The 20,526-nt window shown below is 59.5% G+C and carries 14 protein-coding genes and 2 tRNA genes; 7 read left to right on the top strand and 9 right to left on the bottom strand.

What is annotated here, in order from left to right; translation table 11 throughout:
- The first annotated feature begins 24 nt into the window (after nucleotides 1-24).
- Complete coding sequence (locus HGA39_01995; protein NTW28120.1) at nucleotides 25-543, top strand: hypothetical protein; 519 nt, start codon at nucleotides 25-27, stop codon at nucleotides 541-543.
- A gap of 35 nt (nucleotides 544-578) precedes the next feature.
- On the opposite strand, the gene HGA39_01990 is transcribed toward HGA39_01995, so the two are convergent.
- Nucleotides 579-1,601 carry a mechanosensitive ion channel family protein gene (locus HGA39_01990; protein NTW28119.1) on the bottom strand — a complete coding sequence of 341 codons (1,023 nt, stop codon included), beginning with the start codon at nucleotides 1,599-1,601 and terminating at the stop codon, nucleotides 579-581.
- Nucleotides 1,602-1,743: 142 nt separating this feature from the next.
- On the opposite strand from HGA39_01990, the gene HGA39_01985 reads away from it, so the two are divergent.
- Together HGA39_01985 and HGA39_01980 are read left to right on the top strand one after the other, a co-directional pair.
- Nucleotides 1,744-1,819: transfer RNA gene (locus HGA39_01985), tRNA-Lys, on the top strand.
- 28 nt (nucleotides 1,820-1,847) lie between these two features.
- Nucleotides 1,848-1,923 (top strand) — tRNA-Glu (locus HGA39_01980).
- Nucleotides 1,924-2,085: 162 nt separating this feature from the next.
- Here the strand turns inward: HGA39_01980 and HGA39_01975 are convergent.
- Nucleotides 2,086-2,499: a cyclase gene (locus tag HGA39_01975; GenBank protein ID NTW28118.1), complete on the bottom strand. Its 414-nt coding sequence runs from the start codon at nucleotides 2,497-2,499 to the stop codon at nucleotides 2,086-2,088.
- Between the two features lie 212 nt (nucleotides 2,500-2,711).
- On the opposite strand from HGA39_01975, the gene HGA39_01970 reads away from it, so the two are divergent.
- Together HGA39_01970 and HGA39_01965 are read left to right on the top strand one after the other, a co-directional pair.
- Nucleotides 2,712-3,206 (top strand): hypothetical protein, encoded by a 495-nt coding sequence (locus HGA39_01970; protein ID NTW28117.1) that lies wholly within the window; start codon nucleotides 2,712-2,714, stop codon nucleotides 3,204-3,206.
- Nucleotides 3,113-4,594, top strand: a complete 1,482-nt coding sequence (locus tag HGA39_01965; protein NTW28116.1) for a hypothetical protein — start codon at nucleotides 3,113-3,115, stop codon at nucleotides 4,592-4,594. The genes HGA39_01970 and HGA39_01965 overlap by 94 nt, the downstream gene beginning before the upstream one ends.
- 136 nt (nucleotides 4,595-4,730) lie before the next feature.
- Here the strand turns inward: HGA39_01965 and HGA39_01960 are convergent, their stop codons facing one another.
- Complete coding sequence (locus HGA39_01960; protein ID NTW28115.1) at nucleotides 4,731-6,356, bottom strand: FAD-binding protein; 1,626 nt, start codon at nucleotides 6,354-6,356, stop codon at nucleotides 4,731-4,733.
- Nucleotides 6,357-6,671: 315 nt separating this feature from the next.
- On the opposite strand from HGA39_01960, the gene HGA39_01955 reads away from it, so the two are divergent.
- Nucleotides 6,672-7,190: an ammonia-forming cytochrome c nitrite reductase subunit c552 gene (locus HGA39_01955; GenBank protein NTW28114.1), complete on the top strand. Its 519-nt coding sequence runs from the start codon at nucleotides 6,672-6,674 to the stop codon at nucleotides 7,188-7,190.
- Between the two features lie 121 nt (nucleotides 7,191-7,311).
- Here the strand turns inward: HGA39_01955 and HGA39_01950 are convergent, their stop codons facing one another.
- Nucleotides 7,312-8,430, bottom strand: coding sequence for a beta-N-acetylhexosaminidase (locus HGA39_01950; GenBank protein ID NTW28113.1), 1,119 nt, complete (start codon nucleotides 8,428-8,430; stop codon nucleotides 7,312-7,314).
- A 511-nt stretch (nucleotides 8,431-8,941) separates the two neighbouring features.
- Nucleotides 8,942-10,369, bottom strand: coding sequence for a helix-turn-helix transcriptional regulator (locus tag HGA39_01945; GenBank protein ID NTW28112.1), 1,428 nt, complete (start codon nucleotides 10,367-10,369; stop codon nucleotides 8,942-8,944).
- A gap of 262 nt (nucleotides 10,370-10,631) precedes the next feature.
- Between HGA39_01945 and HGA39_01940 the strand changes: the two genes are divergently transcribed.
- Nucleotides 10,632-12,881 (top strand): FAD-dependent oxidoreductase, encoded by a 2,250-nt coding sequence (locus HGA39_01940; GenBank protein ID NTW28111.1) that lies wholly within the window; start codon nucleotides 10,632-10,634, stop codon nucleotides 12,879-12,881.
- Between the two features lie 521 nt (nucleotides 12,882-13,402).
- Here HGA39_01940 and HGA39_01935 read toward each other — a convergent pair.
- From HGA39_01935 to HGA39_01920, 4 genes are all read right to left on the bottom strand, one after another.
- Nucleotides 13,403-14,467, bottom strand: coding sequence for a response regulator (locus HGA39_01935; GenBank protein ID NTW28110.1), 1,065 nt, complete (start codon nucleotides 14,465-14,467; stop codon nucleotides 13,403-13,405).
- A gap of 5 nt (nucleotides 14,468-14,472) precedes the next feature.
- On the bottom strand, nucleotides 14,473-16,962 hold the full coding sequence (locus HGA39_01930; GenBank protein NTW28109.1) for a PAS domain S-box protein: 2,490 nt from the start codon (nucleotides 16,960-16,962) through the stop codon (nucleotides 14,473-14,475).
- A 184-nt stretch (nucleotides 16,963-17,146) separates the two neighbouring features.
- A complete protein-coding gene (locus HGA39_01925; GenBank protein NTW28108.1) occupies nucleotides 17,147-18,169 on the bottom strand; it encodes an FAD:protein FMN transferase in 1,023 nt (340 codons plus the stop codon).
- A 287-nt stretch (nucleotides 18,170-18,456) separates the two neighbouring features.
- Nucleotides 18,457-20,514 (bottom strand): thioredoxin domain-containing protein, encoded by a 2,058-nt coding sequence (locus HGA39_01920; protein NTW28107.1) that lies wholly within the window; start codon nucleotides 20,512-20,514, stop codon nucleotides 18,457-18,459.
- Between the last annotated feature and the right edge of the window lie 12 nt (nucleotides 20,515-20,526).

Raw genomic sequence — 20,526 nt, 5'->3', positions numbered from 1 at the left:
CGAAAGATGAAAAGGAGCGCTACAATGGCCGACAACTTCGACTGGACCGGATTCCGCGAGCTGGTTCGCCGGCTCGATGACCTGATCGGCGGAGATCGCACCGATGCTGAGTTCGCCGAGGAACTGCGCCGCGCCGTCACGTTCATCTACACCGCGGGCGTGACCGCGCCGAGTGCAGGCGACATCTACGAGGGTGCCGGCGGCGAAGCATTCTGGGCCGACGCCGTGGATCTCGGCTTGAGCGACATCGATCCTGATGAGGCCGAGACAGCCGCGCTCGCTTTGGCCGAGCGCCTCGCCATCTCCATCGAGGCCGCGCAGCCTGAAGGCGACGTCGACGAGGAATCCCTCGAGGACCTGGCCGAGGCCGCCGCGCAGGGGTTGCTGGACGCGGCGACGGTGCTGTCGGGTGGCAGCAAGCATTTCGACGCCGGCAGGCTGCAAGAGGCTGCGTGGGAGTGGTCGTTCCAGTTTGACGACTGGGGCACCAGCGCGCTTGCCTCACTCACCGCGCTGCACGAGCTGCTGTGGGGGGCGAGGTAGGCTTCCCGGCTTTGTTGGAGTCGACGCTGCTTATCTCACGCTGGCTTGCTCGCGACGGCCGCAGCCGCGCCCGGCTTGATCTCGGCTTCGCCAAGCGCCTTATGGAGCCGTTCGACAACTTCGGAGACGACCGGTAGCCGTTCTTGGTAGCGCTCGACGCGGATCGTGACCACTGCCGAGATGCTGCCGTCGGCGCCCATGGCGCGGAACCTGCATGTCGGCTCGAAGGAGCGGATCGCACCCGGGGCCGAGTCTCGCACGTCGCGCGCGACCTGCACCGCGATGACGCGCACGCGATCGAGGTCGCTGCCGTACGCGACGGTGAACGGAATCGCCGTAGTGTGCTCCTCGTTCTCGGCGGTGAAGTTGGTGATGAGCGCGCGTGCGATCACCGAGTTGGGCACCATGAGGAGGTCGTCGCCCGGCGAGCGGATGGTCGTGTTGCGCCACGTGACGTCGGTCACGGTGCCCTCCTCGCCGGTGTTGAGGCGAATGTACTCACCTGGTTGAATCTGCCGCGAGAGCGTGATCTGAAGACCGCTGAAGAAATTGGCGAGCGTGTCTTGTAGTCCCAGCGAGACTGCCAGACCCACGACGCCGAGAGACGCTACGAGCGGCCCGATCTGCACGCCGAGGGCGCCCAGTACGAATGTGAGGCCTATCGCCCAGATCACCATCCGCGCGAGGTTCACGAAGATGCTTCCGCTGGGTGCCGAAACGTTGTCCAGGCTCAGGTACGCTCGGATGAGCGAGCCTGCCAGCCGGGCGAGGAACAGCGTGACCGAGATCGTCGCCAGTATGACCACCGTTCGGCCGATCCAGGTCTGCGGATTCTGCGAGAGAAACGCGAACGGCTGCAACACCGCTTCGCCGATCAGGACAGCCCACACCTCCGGCTGCCCGCGCAGCGCCTTCGCGATTGCGAGACGGGCGCGGTGGCCTCGGCCGAGGCCCTGCCGGAGCAGCGCGACGCATGCCGCGTCCAGCGCGAGGCCGACTACGAACGAACCCGCGAGGACCGCGATAGCGATGAGCCAATGGTTGAGCACGGATGTCATGTAAAACCTCCTCTGATCTGCGATAATCCTAGCATGCGCTTGGCTCTCGGCCCGCTTCTCGGCTGCGATTCAGAAATCGTGCGTTGACCCCGCAAGGGTACGCAGGTAAACTTGCCAACGCGTTGGCCTGTTTGTCGCGCGAGGGCCGTTAGCTCAGCTGGCAGAGCAGGGGACTTTTAATCCCAAGGTCGCAGGTTCGAACCCCGCACGGCCCACCAGCGCGAAATGCACGTGCAGGACCCATACGCCCCCGTCGTCTAGCGGCCAAGGACTCCGCCCTTTCAAGGCGGCAACACGGATTCGAATTCCGTCGGGGGCACCAAAACCACAGGGCATAGGCGGTGCGGAAGCGTTGCGCGCTCCGGTCTGCGCCAGATCCCATCGGACAGCGCCCGCCCGTCGAGACTCTCCGCCAAACATCTAGTCACCGGTATCAAGGGCTGCTGATGCCGACGGCATATATCGTTCATCGGCCATCCGCAGGCTATCGGTCTTTCTCGATGAGAACCTTGAACGCTTTCAGGTCCCGATTGACTCTTCGGCGCATCCAGTGGCGTATCGTGTCTGGCTTGCCTTCCCAGGCCTCGGGGTCGTACTCGAGCTGGTAGTGCACCTTCGTCGTGTCTTCATTGATCTTCTCGAACGTGACCTTGCCGCTTTCTCGGCCATCAACCGCCTGCCAGGAGACGCTTTGATCGGGGGTGTACTCGATGACATCCGCGTCCCATTCGATGACATCGTCCTCGACCACGACAACCCAATGCAGGTCGTCCGTTGTAATGAGGTCTATACGCTCCACCACTTCCATAAACTCAGGGAAGTCCTCAAACGTCGTCCATGCCTCATAGACTTCACGGATGTCAGCAGCAACTTCGATGGTGGTGTCGACAAATGCCATCGTGTGCCCCTCTCTGCTCAAAGAATCGTGGTGGATTTATTCCCGCCAGGCGTGACCGGATAACACGTAGCCTCTCCACTGACCTTTCGATTCTTCTACGGTGCAGCGAGCAGACCGCGGGGACGCAGCAAGTCCGATGAAGCACGAATTCTCCGCGTGTAACCCCGCCCTGGGGGCGAGGCACCGTTTGTAAGCAGGGGCGGTACCTGCGTGTGATCAAGGAGCGCGGGTCGCTGTTCCTGACCGGTGAGCATGCGTTCAAGATCACCTCTTCGGGCCTGGACGTGTTCCCGCGACTCACGACGCCGCGCGCCGCCACTGCCTACGATCTCGTTCTTGAGCGCCAGAAGACGGGCGTCGAGGTCTTCGACACTATGATCGCCGATGGCCTCTGGAGAGGCGCTTCCAAGACCGCCCACGGTGGTGCCGATCGTCAGTTCGACGATGCCTACCCTGTGACGGGGCCAGCGTCAGCGAGGCTCACCACCACGGCGCGGTTTGCGAAGGCAGCGGATGCGCGCGGCGGGCGGGAAAGGCTCCTCCGCTTGCTCTTGCGGAGGGGTATAATCCGAGCGCAAGGCTCTGCTAGCCGGAATCGGACGTGGGAGGTTTCGTGCAGACACCAGAAGGCCCAGCTCAGATGGTGTTTCCTGATCTCAGTCGATCCGTTCTTTCCCGTGCTTGGCCGTTCGGCTTCGTCTTCCTGATTGTGTGGCGCATCCTCATCGTGCGACAGCACGGGATAGACCACGGTGGCGTCGACATACATCTGCTCTTCTACGGGAGCTTCGGGATCACAGCGTTGATCGTTGCGCTTGTTTATGTCTATGGCAGACGAACGCCCCGTCGGATCCCCCGTCTCGCTCTATGCATATTCTGTATGGGCGGCATGATCATCTCGTCGTGCGCATTGACGCTGGAGGTCTTCTCTGGTTCACGGACGGCGGCTATCGTAGGCGCTGTGATAGGCGGAATAGCCACAATATCCGGCATGCTGGGGTGGGGGAGTTACTTCAAGGACCTGTCGCTGCAGCTGAGCATCACCTACATCCTTGTCGCCTACATGGCCGATTTCTTCCTGGTCCCGCCTCTCATCATGTTCTTTCCGGTCGCGACCGTCCCGGTGCTGATCCTCTTCTCGGTTGGCGCTCCAATGTGCCTGTTGATGTCACAAGGGCCATCTGATGTCAGCATGGCTACTGAGGGTCGGCAGCCATCGGACGCCAACGGGCACGACGCGGGAGAGGTCACAAGCGGCAGAAACCTGCACGGCCGTCAGACGTTCCTATCGCTGTGGCGCTTGTTGGTGGCGTTCGCCATATACAGCTTTGTGCTCACGCTACGGACTCCTGTGACCTATCAATCCAATCAGCTGGCCCTGTTCCTCCTAAGCTACGCCGCGCTGGCAGTGACGCTGCGGCTCTTCTGGGCGCTGGTCATCCGTCGCGCCTATGTGCCCTTAGAGCGCATCCTCCAACTGTTCTTCCTAGTATTTGCTGTCGGCTTCTTGCTTCTGCCCCTCTCGTCGGGCTTCGCCTCTGAAATGCTGTCGGCGCTGCTATTCGTTATGACCGGGTTGATCTTCATGCTGGTTTGGATAGCAGTCGTCGGTGTGGCGCAGAGTTCGGAGATCCATCCATTTGTCGTCATCGGGGTTTGGGGGGCCTGTTATGGCTGTCCGCGCCTGGTATTCTTCCTCGTCGACTCCGTCCTGAATCGGCTTGGTTACAGCTTGGATACCGTTGTCGTAGCGTCGTTGGTCTCACTCTTCGGGCTGCTTGTTGCCGTATTCCTTATTAGCCGCCCGTCAACCGGTGCGCGTCCTTTCTTCCTTGGACTCAGCCGGTCGTATCATCACGGGAGCATGGATGGATCCCTCGATAGGGCCAGTTGGGGGGATCTTGCGCGCGAGTACAAGCTTACGGACCGGGAAAGCGAGATATTCATCCTGATATGCGCTGGGCATTCCAAGCGGTATATCTCGGAACACCTGTATATCTCCGAGAATACGGTCAAGGCCCACCAGAAGAAGATCTACGCGAAGATCGGCGTGCATTCCAAGCTTGATCTCGAGGAGAAGATCTGGTCGAGTTGAGACGACCGTTCTTCAGACACGAGAAGCGCTGTCTGCCCGGTTCTAAGAATCGAATGAAAAGGAGTCAGCCGGTGCGAATGGCACCGGCTGACTGGCTGAGCGTTCACGAAATGAACTACTCGCTATAGCACGACGTTTACGCTTGAGGAGCAAGTTTGATGGCCGAGTTACCGGCAATCCGTCCGAAGCACGTCATGTCGGTCCAGGAGTCACCGCCGTTGTTGCGGAAGCGTCCATGGACATTGCCCGTGACCTCACCGGCTGCAAATAGGCGCGGAATGGGCGCACCGTTAACATCCAGTACCTGAGAATTGGTGTCTATCCGCAGTCCGCCCGGAGTTGTACGGGTGTAGAACGTGAGTTCAGTGACATAGTAGGGAGGTTTGTTGATCGTGTGAGTCAGCATCGTCTTCGGTTTGCCGAAGTCGAGATCGACTTTGGTTCCGACGTACTTATTATACCTATCTAGATTCGCTTGGAGAGTAGCTTCGGGGCAACCTATGAAGTCTGCTACTTCCTTAACGGTGTTACAGACCTTGCCGAAGGTCTTTGCGAATGCAGCCAGGTTTGCCGCAGTGGCCTTCGTTACCGACTGGCTGTCACCGAGCCTAAACCAACTCGTCATATTGAATTCGCGCATGGTCGTATTCTCTGCGTCCATATAGTCTTCGGCCTTCGGCTTCTCGGTCCAGAACCGGTTGCCATCTTTCTTGACATCGATATAATCCGCTGCACTGCCGAATGGGTTGGAGTCCGCGGTGCCACTCATTGTGGCTTCTTTGACGCTAGCGCCAAAGTCAACTTGAATGCAGTTCATATTGACGAGTTGGCCTCCAATAAGCGAAGCAGCAGTGAGCATATCGCCGGTATTCCCGAGGCCACCACTACATCCTACGGTTGCCGGGATGCGCGGATCATACATGTTGCACATCTTTCCATTGGCAGCATAGCCACCAGAAGCCAAGATCACTGCACGCTTTGCCTTGATTCTCTTGCCATTTTCAAGGATGACGCCCTGCACGTCTCCGCTGATCTGATTCGCTCGGACAATGGTCTTAACCGGAGCATCGACGACGACCTTGGCATTGCTGTACTTCTTCAATGTGTCCTGCAGACACAGGAAGTTGCCAGCGCCACCCGACTTGTCCTTGTACGTAGACCCGATGTTGTACCGGACCTTCTTGTTGACCGTCGTGGACTTACCCTGATCGTTGTAGGTCCGCAGGTATTGGCATGCCTGCATTTCTGCTGATTTTCTCCAGTCAGATGGCTCTTGAATTGGGCTCTCGTAGAGACGTGAACCCTTCCATTTGATACCCAGTGACTCCAGCCAATTGAAGTTATCGAGCGAATTAAAGCAGAACAGGTGGGCTATCTTTGGATCAGACAAGTAGCAGCCAGCTGTCAGTTTATCCTCGTAGTAACTCTCGAATGTGTCGTCTTTGTAGATGGGATCCTTAGTCTCCGCAGCATAATCCAAGAGGTTCTTGGTGCCCATGGCACCGATATTGCCACCACTCATGATAGTGCTGCCACCGGGGGCAGACATCTTTTCGAAAAGCACGACCTTTGCGTTAGGGTCAGCGCTTGCGGTTGTGATACCTGCTATATGAGCAGCGCCACCACCACCGACGATGACGATGTCATACTCTTCGTCCCACTTCGTCGCAGCAGTCCCTGACTGTGTGCATCCGGCCAGCCCTCCAACGACAGCTGCGCCACCTACCAAAGCCGCTCCTTTAAGAAAATCCCTTCGATCCATCTTCTTCTTCTCCTCCTCTGTTGCCCATGTCGGAACACCCATCAATAGGAGTCCGTTCGATCTATCTCCTCCCTCCTTTGTTTCCTAGGTCGGAACACCCTCAACAGGCTCACCGTATGGCAGATCTTGTTCGCGAGGAAGCCTCGAAGCGGGTGATGGCATTACCCAAAATGGGTAGAGTTTTACTCACGCGTGCTCAGCAGATGACTGCTTGGCCGGATCTGTCGTTAGCACGGTATACACCGCCGCCGGCCGTGGTATTGTCTTCGCAAGTGGGCCAGTGACCGGGGTCAAGAAGACAAGGAGAGATCCCTCATGAACAAGCGCAACAAGTGGCTCGTCATCATCGCTGTGGTAGTCATCGTACTCGCGGCGGCGGTGGTAGCCGGCCTGAAGTGGCATGAGCAACCCTCATTCTGCTCGACCCTGTGCCACAAGCCCATGGCGCCCTACTACGAGACTTGGAAGAGCGGAGACATGCTGGCAGCTGTTCACGGCAAGGCCGATGTCGCCTGTCTGGACTGCCACGAATCCACGATTTCGCAACAGGCCTCCGAGGCGTTCAAGTACGTGACCGGCAACTACCAGACGCCGCTTCCCTTCGTCAAACTCGGCACGAAGGAGTTCTGCCTGAGGTGCCACGGAAGCTACGAGGAGCTGGGAAAGACGACCGCAGACTACGACGACGGGTCGGGGAGGAACCCCCACGACTCACACAACGGCGAGCTCGGCTGCTACAGCTGCCACAGGGTCCACGAACAATCGCAGCTCTTCTGCAGCCCGTGCCATGCGAGCATGGAGGTCCCTTCGGGGTGGAAGGCAGCCGGAAAGTAGCGGTGCATCGCTGAAGAGAAGTTGGACTGCCCGCGGGTTGATGGGCGGGGTCGGGCCGAAGCCGACCCCGCCCTTTGGATATGAAGGGCGATCAGCGCGGCTCAGGTTCTACGAATAGAAGTCACTCGCCGAGGCTTAGACGCAAAGCGATGATCCGGCTCACTGATGCTTCGAAGGCCGGTCTGTCAAGCACGCCCCCCGCATAGCCGTCCCTCAAAGCATTCATGGCGCTCACGCCTTCGGAGACGCTGCCTCCGGAACACAGGACAAGGTCCATGCCCGCGGCCGCGGCCAACTCGGCGCGATGGGCGATCGTGCCATACGGTTCCAGGGCACGAGCCTCCAGCGCATCCGTGATGGTGACACCCTTGAAGCCGAGTGCATCTCGCAGTTGACCCTGCACAATGATTGATGACAGCCCAGCCGGGGCTGTTGGGTCGAGGGCGGGGTAGACCGCCCAAGACACCATCACCAGCTTCACCCCAGCATTGATGGCTGCTGCGTAAGGGAGTTCGTCGATTGTACGCAGCGATTGCACAGGCACGTCGAGCGTCACCCGTCTTGCGTCAGTGTTCTGCGTGGTGCCGGCCGCGCCCAGACCAGGGAAGTGCTTGGCGGTCGCTGCGACGCCGGCACTTTGCTGGGCTTCGATGAAGTTGACCCCCAAGCTGGAGACCACTTGCGGAACAGAGCTGTAGGACCGCCCGTATTGATCGGCGAAGTTGCCCTGTGTGCGATATACGTCAAGCACCGGCGCCAAGTTCACGTTCAGACCGATACTGCGGAGGTAGTTCCCGGCGTCAGTGCCTGCCTGCGCGGCGGCACGTGCGGGGTCAGCTGACCTACCGATTTGCTTCTCTGAGAGGACGGGTGCACCAGGGAGGCGGCGGACGCTGCCACCTTCCTGGTCGATCATGTAGAGCAACGGTGCGCAGACAGGGTTGTCTGCGCTGGCATTGGCAAGCTCCAGCTTCTGGATGACCTCTTGGAGTTGCGACGCACTTGAGATGTTGCCCGAGAAGAAAATGACCCCGGCCGCCTCGCCGTGGCTGATGAGCGTGAGCAGAGCGTCGGGCGGCGTCAGTCCTTCGTAGCTCAAGATCACCCGCTGGCCAGCCATCTGCTGGGGCGACAATGAATGCAAGAATGGTGTGGCCGCCGAGGTGAACCCCGGCTCAGGTGGTTCAGTGGGTGACGGGGTAGACGTAGGGATCAGGCTTGGCGAGGGCGTTTGGGTCATGTCCGTGCCAGTGGAAGCCCGTCCGCAGCCGCCCACAGATACGATGACCAGCGCGGCAACACACAGGTGTAGCACCAAGCGACGGCGCAGGCGCTTGGAGTCCGGGCGCGTCGCCGCAAGCCACCCGACCACTGCTGCTTCGCAACGGGACGGTTCCCTATCTCTCCCTGTGGCGTGCCTATCGTTCTGCGGCATGTCCTTGGGTTCTCATCATGATCGGCAATCTCACAATGATACTCTCTGAATGGCCCCTATTTCGATGCCCTACCGACTTTACCAAGAGAACAAGGTTCGAATTCCCCTAGGACACCGGGCGCACTGCGGGCTCACGAACTTCAGGGCGCAGGTGTGGCATTGTCGTGTCTTCAAAGTGCCAACGAGTATCGATCCCGATGAAATCTGCGCGATGCAATCGCGCACGTGCGCGAGGCCTGCAGATCACCCACTAAGATCCCGCCTCGGCTACGACGTATGCCTACGACCGGGCAAGCATCGAGAACCTCGCCGCGATCTATCTTGCCGCTTTGCCCAACGGGTGACCCGCTCGATCTTCTATCATTCTGAACAGTTCTTGCTTCTTGTGAATTCCGAGCTTCGTATACAGGTTCTTGCTATAGGAACGCACGGTATCGAGTGAGATAAACATCTCTTTGCTCATCTGGCGAAATGTGTATCCACGGACCAGGTAGCCGACAACGTCGAGTTCCCGTTCGGATAAGCAATACTTGTGGGCCATGTCGTCAATCGTGTCCTCAATGTCGGATCTAGTGCTCAGCGCGCCTACGACGGGAATCAACGACTTCCTGGAGCCGAGTACATGAAATGCGACGACAATGATGAAGAAAGCAAGAAGCGCAATGACCAGAGTGACCGCTTCTTGGGGGTTATGGACGAGAGACTTGCTGAAGTTGACCACAACGACACCGAGAGAACCGATAACAAGGTTTCCCAGTCCAAAGAACGTTATGGGCGGCAAGTTAAGACGATAGGTCAGTGCGGCAAGGAGTATCCAATAGAACATCATGCTCCATTGCTGCATGATGGAAATTATGTACGCCGTAGCATTCGAATCTGCCTGCCAAGACGTGAGATAGACCAGTAGGCAACTCAGCAGAAGAAGTACGAACATCGGCCAGAGACTCACTGGATCATCTCGCCTCATAGCATAGACCCAGAAGTAGACGATCCCTAAACCAATGCCGAAAGCCAATGGCCACGAAAGGGTTGTCGTGATCGCCACAGACCTAGAGACGGTCGTGTTCATTATCACGATTGCAAGGTTGCATAGGACGAGGAGGATGAGGATGCCCCATGGCAAGCTGCTGAGAACGTCCTTGGCTATCTTGCCGGAAAGCATCTTGATGCCCTGCGCGTGCGTGAAGTGATAAGCGAGAAGAGCAGATGAGGCCAGCGGAAAAACAGCCATCGACCAGAATACGAGGGTTGCCGGAAGCGCAGTGATCACGCGGGTCAATATGCTGAAGAAGAAAAAGCCCAGACAAATCGCCACGATAGATCTTCGCGGTTCCAGAGAACAGACGCTTACGCCCCAACCGAGGAGCACTATGGCACTAGCGGCGCCGAACATGCCCATCCCGGCGTAGTGGATTATCGGCGAATGGCCCAAGCCCGGATACATGGCAAGTAGAGCCAGCAAGGTTCCTGCGCACGGGAGGACCACTGATATCCAGAAGACACGGGAGAGAACCTTCCTCGATTCCCAAAAAGTGCTGCCGAGGACCACGAAGAAGATGACGATGACCATCTGGATGGCCATGGGTAGGTATCTGGAGAGCTCGATTCCCGCGTACACACCGCTTGCAGAGATGCTCCTAGGTGCGGCGCGGAAGCTGGCGATGCCCAACGCGATAACGAGTATCGACACGACTGAGGAATTCCTTGTCGTGATCTCCTTCTGCGCGTCATGAGTGACAGCCATAACAGCCTCGCCTCTGACTCATCTCGCCCCGCACGAGTCTAGCACAACTGGCGCGCTTCGAATCCGAGATGCACGCCTCACAGAACGCGCGCGGGAGCATGCGCGAGAACCGGAATACATCTTTCATGTGGGGGTGATCCACGCCTCGTACATGTTAGGTGTGGTTCCTGACTCAAGCGATTACTGCACATCATTAGGAGGCCGTGATTTGGGGCAAATCGGCCTGAGTCTGTCGATCGATTCTTACCAAAAGGAGAGGAACATGAAGACAGAGGGACTTACGAGACGGGGCTTCATCGAAGGCGTCGGAGCGGCGGCACTTGGGGTGACGGCCGCTTCCGTACTGAGCGGCTGCAAGTCGGGGTCGACAACGACTCAACAGGAGACCGCCCCCAAGAGCGAATTCGTCGACCAACTCAATCCGCAAGACGATACGTACGACAAGTACACAACCGACTACGCGGCGATCTTCTCGCCGATCAAGATCGGCAAAATGAACTTGAAGAACCGCATCATCAAGACCGCGGCAGGTTCGGACACAACAGATGCAACCAAGGCATGGATCGCCCCCATTTCATGGGAGTACTACCTCAACTTCGCCAAGGGCGGCGCGGCCCTCGTGCAGTGCGAGGGAGCCACACTGAGCCACCTGGGCTTCAGCGCCGTTGCAGCGCCGACTGCGACGATGAAGGTGAAGACCCTCGAAGAAGGGATCCCGATCGCGAAGGCCTTCGCGGATGAGGTGCACAAGACCGGCGCCTACATTGGCCTACAAACAGGTCCGAACGTCAATGTTGACACCTCGACAGCTGCACAGATCAAAGAGGCCGTACGGCTCTATGGGCTATGTGCGAAGCGCTTGCAGCTGGCGGGATGGGACTGCATCGAGGTCAAGTTCTCTACAGGAGATGGCTTGAGTGGCTTCCTGACTAGGCGCAGAAACAAGCGCAAGGACGAATACGGAGGGTCCCTCGAGAACCGTGCCCGCTTGTTCGTCGAGCAGATCAAGGCCGTGAGGGAGAATTGCGGCCAGGATATGGCTATCATGTGCCACTACGACGCCTACGAAGAGAACGACGCGCAGCTCGGCGTCAACGACGGGTACCTCACCGTCGAGGAGGCTGCGGCAGCCGCGAAGCTTTTCGAGGCGGCGGGGGCCGACTTCATCCAGGTTCGCTGCACCACCCCCGGCCTGGAGTCCGGCCGCTGGGCACCTGACAATATGCATGCGGGCTTCCATGCCGACGGCATGACCGGCTATGGGACCATGTTCGATTACCGCGTCCACTTCCAAGGGCTGCAGGACGGGAAGCACTATGGAGCGGGCGGTTTCATCCCGGCTGCCGCCGTAGTCAAGAAGGCAGTCAAGATTCCCGTCGGCACCGCCGGCTTCATGGATCCGCGCACCGCACCCGACCTCATCAATAACGCAGTTCGCGACGGTCTCATCGACCTGGTATTCATGAACCGCCCGCTCACCGTCGACCCCGAGCTCCCCAACAAACTGCAGGCCAAGAAGCGCGACGAAGTCGCACCGTGCGCTCACTGCTTCCACTGCCACAGTGCAGGCACAGCTGACGTCTCCGTGAGGGACCCGGAGCTCTGCCGAGTGAACGCAGCACTCCAACGTGCCTACAACGCGGCCTTGCCTGAGGGTTACGTGCTTGCCGCCGCCAAAACCGTCAAAAACGTCATGGTCATCGGCGGAGGACCCGGCGGAATGGAGGCGGCTCGTCGCGCTGCGCAGCGTGGTCACAAGGTCACACTGTATGAGAAGGGCAGTTCTCTGGGCGGCATGGTCAAGACCGCAAGAGCTTACAAGGGCGTTCACGAGCGCCTCGATGACCACGTCGCCTTCCTCACCAAGATGATGTCGCTCAACAAGGTGACGGTCGTTACCGGCAAGGAGGTCGACGCCGCATTCGTCGACACCCAGAAGCCCGATGTGGTCATCGTCGCTGTTGGTGGGAAGCGGGACTCCAAGTTCGGCAGCTCGACGGTCGCCTCCCCGAAGGTGGTCAACATGGGTAGCTACAACCCGTCGAACGTCGGCAGCAACGTCGTTGTTCTCGGCGCCAACGCCCATGCAACGGATCTCACCTTGTACCTGCTCGCCCAAGGCAAGAAGGTTCAGATTGTTCACAGCGGGATTGCGACGGAGGTCGCCAAGGAACAGTCCATCCACTTCAGGCAGTACATCCCGCCGCACCTGCAGGCCAAGGGCGTCAGGATCTGGAGCGAGAGCACCGTCCAGAAGATCGTCGACGACGGAGTGGTCATCAAGACGGCCGCCGGCATCGAGTCGACCCTGAAATGCGACACGGTCATCGAGTGCTGGGACATGCTCGACAACACCACGCTTGCCGATGCGCTGAAGAGCAAGTATACCGTGATCTCCATCGGTGACTGCACCAGCTCGAAGGACTACGAGCGGAGCGCAGGGCAGAAGAGGAAGTTCAAGAACATCCTGTACGCCATCCAAGGTGGGTACGACGCAGCTCGCAGCATCTAGCGCTTCTTCGGTGTGCTTCCGAGCATCTGCTTCTTGCGATTGCAAAGTGAAGGGCCCGCGGCTCAAAGCCGCGGACCCTTCACGCTCGGTGGGCTGAACTGCTGCCTCTATGTCGAGTGCTCAAGCAGCTCCGCCAGTGACGCGTTCTTACTCGCCCACGCCCGTGCCTTCGGTTGTCTCGGCAGCATGTGGCGTCGCGTGCCCCGCGACAACATCGATCCAAGCGACACTCTCCTTATTTACACGGACGGTCTCACTGAGGGAGCCGTGACCGCGAGTTCTATGGTGAGGAGCGTCTGCTTGCGGTTCTCGGCGAAACGGTAGATCGCTCTAAAAAAGACACCATCGCGGACGTGATTGATGTGATGGCTTCTACGAATAATCGGTTGCGCGATGATCTTGCGATTCTAGTGGTGAGACTAAACGAAAGCCTGACCGTTCTCGTTTCGGCCATGCAGTGCGCCCGACCGACCCAATGCATCTCCGTGCCGAAGGACGTCCAGTTCAAGATCCCGACGGAGTCATGCGGTGTATGCCTCGAAGATATCGCGGAACGATTGGTGATTCTGCTCGAACGCTGCAAGAATAGCTGGGTCGAAATGCTTCGGCTGCGTGCGATCATCACCGTACGTGATGATGTCCACGGCTTTTGCATGGTCGAATGCCGGCTTGTACGGTCGCTCGCTGCGAAGGGCGTCGTAGATGTCGCATATGTTCGTAATACGGGCCGCCAATGGGATGGCCTCGCCCCGCTTGCCACGCGGATAACCCGAGCCGTCCCAACGCTCATGGTGGTTGAGCGCGATCTCGGCGCTCATCTTGAGATAGGGAGACTCGCTGTCGCCGAGGATCTTCGCGCCCATCAGAGTGTGCCCTTTCATGATCTCCCACTCATTGGCTGTGAAGTCGCCCGGCTTGAGTAGGATGTGGTCGGGAATACCGATCTTGCCTATGTCGTGCATCGGGCTCGCGAAATGGATCGTGTCGACGGCCTCTTCATCCATGCCGAGTATCATGGCAAGCTCGCGGCTGTAGCTGCCGATGCGCTGCACATGAGCGCCGGTGTTCTCATCCTTGTACTCCGCCGCTCGGGCCATCGTGAGAATCGTCTCCAGATGGCTCTCCTGAAGATCAGCGGTTCTTTCCCGCACTCGTTGTTCCAGCACTTCGTTGTAGCCGTTCAATTCCTTGTACAACAGACGTACTTCCAGCATGTTGTGGACGCGCGCCAGCACCTCAGTCAACTCAAACGGCTTGCTGACGAAGTCCTTCGCGCCGGCTTGCAGCGCGCTCAGTTTCTGGCCCGGTTGGGCGGTGACCACGAGGACAGGGAGGTATCCGTCCGGTTCAGCCTCTTTGAGCCGTTCCATTACCTGAAAGCCATCCATAACAGGCATCAAGAGATCAAGCAGAATCAAGTCGTAGTGGTTCTTGAGGTGCAGCTCGCAGACTCCGCTCGGGTCTGTCGTGGAGGAAACGCAAACGTAGCCGGCACGGCGCAGCATCTGTTCGAGCAGAAGAATATTGGCTTCCTGATCGTCAACGATCAGGATCTTGCCATGAAGGATGTCAGATGGGCTTGTCATAGGAGTTACAGCGTCTTGCCTTTCCCGTCAGGTCCTCTTTCTATGAGTCTTAGCACCTCATTCAGTGCATGCATGAACTCGTTGATCCTGATCGGCTTGGTGACGTAGCGCAGGAATCCCGCCTTCAGCCCGTTCTCTCTATCCCGTGGCATTGCATTGGCACTTATGGCAAGCACCGGGATGTTCGCTGTGGTCGGATCCGAGCGCAGGGTCCTCAGCACTTCGAAGCCGTTGATGTCGGGAAGATTGATGTCGACGAGGATCACGTCCGGCATGGACGCGCGCGCAATCTCGATACCGCCATTTCCAGTCACAGCGGACAGCAAGTGGATGTCAGGTCTACGTGCGATTATCTGCTCGACCAATTGCAGGTTCGCGGGGTTGTCCTCCACGTAGAGCAGGGTGTGTAGTCGTAGCTGCTCCCCGTGAGGCGCATCATGCCGGACCGATGCCATTGCGTCGCCTGCTTCCATCGGGAAGTCCGGCTTGGCAACCGAGATGAGTTCGAACCAGAACACGCTTCCTGCCCCGATGGTGCTTTCCACGCCGATCACGCCCCACATCAGCTCGACCAGCCGTTTGGCCACAACAAGGCCGATGCCGGTGCCTTCCTGGCTGCTAGCTTCCTGTCCAAGGCGATTAAAAGGCTGAAAAAGCTGCGATAGCTGTTCCGAATCCAGCCCCAGACCGGTATCCCTAACACTCACGCGAATGCGTCCCGGCGTGCCGTGGGCGCAGGCAACCTCGACTGTACCGTGATCGACGTTGTATTTGACTGCGTTGGAAAGCAGGTTGACGAAGACCTGCTTCAACCGGGTTCGATCAGCACGGACGAAGTACGGGCAGTCGAGCGGAGGGAAGGTGAGTTGGATACCGCACTGCTTCGCTTGCGGCTCGATCATGTTCTGGCATTCGAGCATCACTTCGGCCAGTGACACCGGCTCAAGCGAAAGCGGCACCTGCCCCGACTCGACCTTTGCGAGATCGAGGATTTCGTCGATCAACGTCAGAAGGTGCCATCCCGCCTGGAGAATCCGCGAAATGCCTTCCTGTTGGGAAGTCGTCGGCGGCGGGGAATCGGACTCCAGCAGTTGGGCGAAACCGAGGATCGCATTGAGCGGGCTGCGCAGCTCGTGGCTCATGCTGGAAAGGAACTCGGATTTGGCGAGGTTGGCCCTTTCCGCCACGAGCTTGGCTTCGATGAGTTCTGCTTCCACTCTCTTCGGTCCGGTCAGGTCCCGAGTCAGCTTGGCGAAGCCACGCAGATTACCTTCCTGGTCCCGTATCGCCGTGATGACCACGTTTGCCCAGAAGGTCGAGCCATCTTTGCGCATCCGCCACCCCTCGGCTTCAAACCGCCCGTTCGCCGCCACGATCCCCAGATCCCGCTGTGGGACGCCACGGTCGATGTCTTCGCGCGAGTAGAACCGAGAGAAATGCTGGCCGACGATTTCCTCTGCACTGTAGCCCTTGATCCGCTCTGCCCCGCTGTTCCAGCTCACGACACACCCCGTCGGATCCAACATAACGATGGCGTAGTCGGTCACACTCTCAACCATCAACCGGAAGCTCTCTTCGGTCCACCGCAGTTGCTCTTCGACCTCCTTGCGCGCGGTGTTGTCCGTACCGATGAGCAGGTAGCCGATGATGGCGCCCTGCGCATCGCGCAGTGCGGTGACCGATACGACCGCCGGGAAGCGACTGCCATCCTTTCGGATGTAGGTCAGTTCGTAGATGTCCTCGATGCCGCGTGACGCCTTGAACACCAATGCCTCGAAACCGGGAGTGATCGGGGTTCCGAGCTCGGTGCTCAACGACTTGGCGCGCGCTATCAGCTCTTGGGGATCGGAGATGTCGGCTGGTGTGAGCTTGTTCATCACTTCTGCAGCCGCGTAGCCCAGCATCCGCTCGGCGCCGACGTTGAAGATCTGGATGACGCCGTTCGCGTCGGTGGCGATGCTCGAGAAGTTCGCGCTGTTGAAGATCGCGCTTTGCAGGGCCCCGGCCTTGACCTCCGTACCGATGAGCAGGTAGCCGATGATGGCGCCCTGTGCATCGCGCAGTGCGGTGACCGATACGACCGCCGGGAAGCGACTGCCATCCTTTCGGATGTAGGTCAGTTCGTAGATATCCTCGATGCCGCGTGACGCTTTGAACACCAATGCCTCGAAACCGGGAGTGATCGGGGTTCCGAGCTCGGTGCTCAACGACTTGGCGCGCGCTATCAGCTCTTGGGGATCGGAGATGTCGGCTGGTGTGAGCTTGTTCATCACTTCTGCAGCCGCGTAGCCCAGCATCCGCTCGGCGCCGACGTTGAAGATCTGGATGACGCCGTTCGCGTCGGTGGCGATGCTCGAGAAGTTCGCGCTGTTGAAGATCGCGCTTTGCAGGGCCCCGATTTCGAGCAAGGTCCCCGGCGTCGCAACCCCAGTGATGCCCGTCGCAGCAGCAGCAGCGTAACCGAAAGCTGCGGAATCGCGAGTCTCTTTGATCATAGCCGCCCTCTCCGTGGGTGAATCGACCTTGCTCTTTGCATGGCCTAGGTGCGAGCAAGGTCTCACGCACATATACCCACACATGACCGCGGACCCGCGCTCTGCGGGCTCGGAGCGACGGAATGAGGGCGGCATGGCCCGAGGCCAGAGACACGGAAGAGATCGCCCTAGAAAAGCCTCCGAGTTATCTCAGGATCAGCCAGTCGTCGTTCTTGGCGAGACCAGACGAGCAACTGACTATCTGGTCGCGATCGATGAGGACAACCTCGATGTCATTCCAATTCTCGGCCAACTCAAGAGCACCTTCTCGGCCTAGCAGCATGCATATGGTCGAAACGGCGTCGGCGGTTGTCGACGAGGGGGCTATGACGGTGGCACTCAGCAGGTCGTTATCGATGCTCCGTCCCGTCCTCCGGTCAAGGAGATGGTTGAAGGCGCCTCGTCTCGAGGTGAAGCATCGTTCGGTAATCCCGCTCGTCACGACGGCAGCGTTGCGCAGGCGCATGCGTACCGCGGTTCGGTCCATGTCGTGGGGATCGCTTATCCCTATCAGCCAGTCCCCGGTGCCTCTACCCCCGACGGCGAATATATTGCCGCCCAGATCCACCAACGCGGACTGGACTCCCTGCTGCCGCAGATGGGTCGCAATGTCGTCCGCGATGTATCCCTTTGCGATGCCGCCCAGATCGAGGGCTGCCGCGGGGTCAAGCAGTTGAACGGTTGTCTCGTCGACGAGCAGGTTTCGGTAGTCCACGTGCTCCAGGGCGCCTGTAATCTCGGCTGCCGAGGGCGCTCTTCTGGTGTGGAAGTCCCAGAGTCTTGTGAGGGCGCCGATCGTGATGTCGAAAGCGCCGTGTGATAGTTCACTGTACGAGAGCGACAGCCGGACGATGTCGGCGACCTCGGGCTCAACCTGGGTCGGTGTTCCGTTCGCCCTGTTGATTCGCGATACGTCGCTGTCCGCGCGGGTCCTCGAGAACGTGTGCTCGAAGAAGGCGCAGCGCTCGAAGGCGCGCGCGAGGATGGCATCACATTCAGATGAGTTGTCTACCGAGGTGGTCTGAAGCGTGATCCGGTTCGCGGTGTCAAAGGCGAAGAACTCTATGCCGCGCTCGTCATCCTGCGGATTCCCCACGAGCCTGTAGGCAGCGCACTCGCTCGCCCGATCGGGCGTGTCGTTGTCAGGAGTTGTTCGGTCGAGGGTCACGAACTCTCCGCCGCACCCGCTTCTTCTCCGTCTTGCGTCCAGCGCGACATGCCGGGCTCCAAGCAGGCTCGTTTTCCAGCTGCCCGCTCCTTGCCGAAGCGATCGCGGATTTCAGCTGTCATGTGGGAACGGGCATGGACTTCGCCGTTGGCATTCGGCTCTGCTCCAGTGTCTTCAGGCATAGGGGAAGACCTTTCGTGGTGGATGAGGAGTCCTTGCGTCTCACGAGAGTTGCCAGCGAACCACTCGAACCTACGTCTGCATCGTGAGACAGCCCGGCGTGTTCGTCAAACGGAGGAGTTGAGCAAGCCTTCCAGTTCACAGGGCTCGTTGACCGGCGGCTCACATGCGAACTGACGGCACACGTACGCCGCCGCACGCCCACTGAGGGCTTTTCTGCCCTCAAACAAGGCAATGCCTCGGCTGTCCTCTCCATTCCCGGCGACTATGACGAGGTTTGGACGGTAGCGCGCCCTGACCACTTTGAGGAGAGGAGCCCAGTCTTCGCCGACAATGGCGATCTCCTGCCGAGGCGCAAGCGCGAAATCGAGCGCGGCGAGCCACTGTGCGAAGCCGAGGGGAGATCGGGCGGCGGTTTGCTGCACTCGGGCGGCTGCGGTCTCCCCGAGATCGGCGTAGCTTTGTTCGCCTGTCAGGCGAGCCATGCGGAGCAGCATCTCTGTCGCCACGGCACCGCCGGAGGGAATCGCCGCGTCCTGAAGCCCCTTTGGGCGGATGATCAGCGCCTCGTGATCGTCACTCGCGTCGAAGAAACCGCCGGCCGGATCGCTGAAGTGCTCAACGATCATGTCCGACAGTTCTCGCGCAGCGAAAAACCAACGCGGCTCGAATGTGGTCTCATAGAGGCCGAGCAATCCGTCGGCAACGAACGCGTAGTCTTCGAGGTATCCGTTGAGCTTCGCGCCTCCGTCCTGCCACGTGCGGAGCATGCGGCCGTCGGGGCGTCGCATCTGGGCCAGCAGGAATTCGGCGTTGTTCTCGGCAACCACCAAGTAGTCGCTCCGGCCAAGCACCCGGGCCGCCTCGGCGAACGCCGCGAGCATCAGTCCGTTCCAACTGGCGAGCACCTTGCCGTCGAGGAACGGCCGAACCCTCAACTCACGCGCGGCGAGAAGCGTCCGCCGCGCGTTCGCGAGGCGGCGATTCGCGTCCTCGGCCTCAAGTCCGAAAGCCTGTGCCACCTCCTGCGGGGAGGCACTCACGTGAAGGATGTTCTTCCCCTCGAAATTGCCGCTTGCGGTGATGCCATAGGCCGCGATGAACAGCTCGGCATCCTCGTCCGAGCCGGGGGACGTCTCGGCCAGCGCGGCACGTACCTGGTCCGGAGTCCAGAGGAAGAACCGGCCCTCCTCATTCTCAGAGTCAGCGTCCTGCGCCGAGAAAAACCCGCCCGTCGGATCGAGCATCTCGCGCACGACATAGTCGAGCGTTTCGCAGGCCACCCGCCGGTAAGCCTCATTGCCGGTCACCTGCCATCCGTGCAGGTTGAGCCGCGCGAGCTGCGCGTTGTCATACAGCATCTTCTCGAAGTGGGGGATGAGCCACTTCTCGTCGGTCGAATACCTGTGGAACCCTCCGCCGAGCTGGTCGTAGATGCCGCCGTGCATCATTGCGTCCAGCGTGGTCGTGGCCATGCCGAGCACAGCCGCATCTCCGGTCGCCAGGTAGCGCCGAATGACGAACTCCACGACGGCCGGCTGCGGGAACTTCGGCGCATCGCCCCACCCGCCGTTGCGGCGGTCGAAGGAGCCGAGCAGTCCTCGCGTTGCAGCGTCAAGCACCCCGGTCTCAAGAGCGAGGGATGAGGCATGGGTACTGCTCGCCGCATCTCTCTCCAGGGTTCTTCTGAGCGTTGCGCCTGCTTCGAGTATTTCATCCCGACGGTTCGTCCAGATGGAAGCGATCTGCGTGAGGACTTCCGAGAACGATGGCATCCCGTACCGGCTCTTGTCCGGGAAATACGTGCCGCCGTAGAAAGGCATAGCCTGGGGCGTAAGGAAGACGCTCATCGGCCAGCCGCCGCTCCCTGTCATCGCCTGGACAGCGCTCATGTACACCGAGTCAATGTCCGGCCGCTCCTCGCGATCGACTTTGATTGAGATGAAGCACTTGTTCATGAGAGCCGCCGTCGCCTCGTCCTCGAAGCTCTCGTGTCCCATGACGTGGCACCAATGGCATGCCGAGTATCCCACGCTGAGGAACACGGGTTTGTCTTCGGCGAGGGCCTTGTCAAACGCTTCATCTCCCCATGGAAACCAGTCCACAGGATTGTGCGCATGCTGGAGAAGATACGGACTTGTCTCGTTCGCCAAATGATTGGCCATGAGCGATTTCTC

This window comes from Coriobacteriia bacterium, assembly GCA_013336165.1.
In the GTDB taxonomy this organism is placed as follows: Bacteria; Actinomycetota; Coriobacteriia; order Anaerosomatales; family JAAXUF01; genus JAAXUF01.
This window is presented reverse-complemented; position numbering and strand designations above follow the sequence as displayed.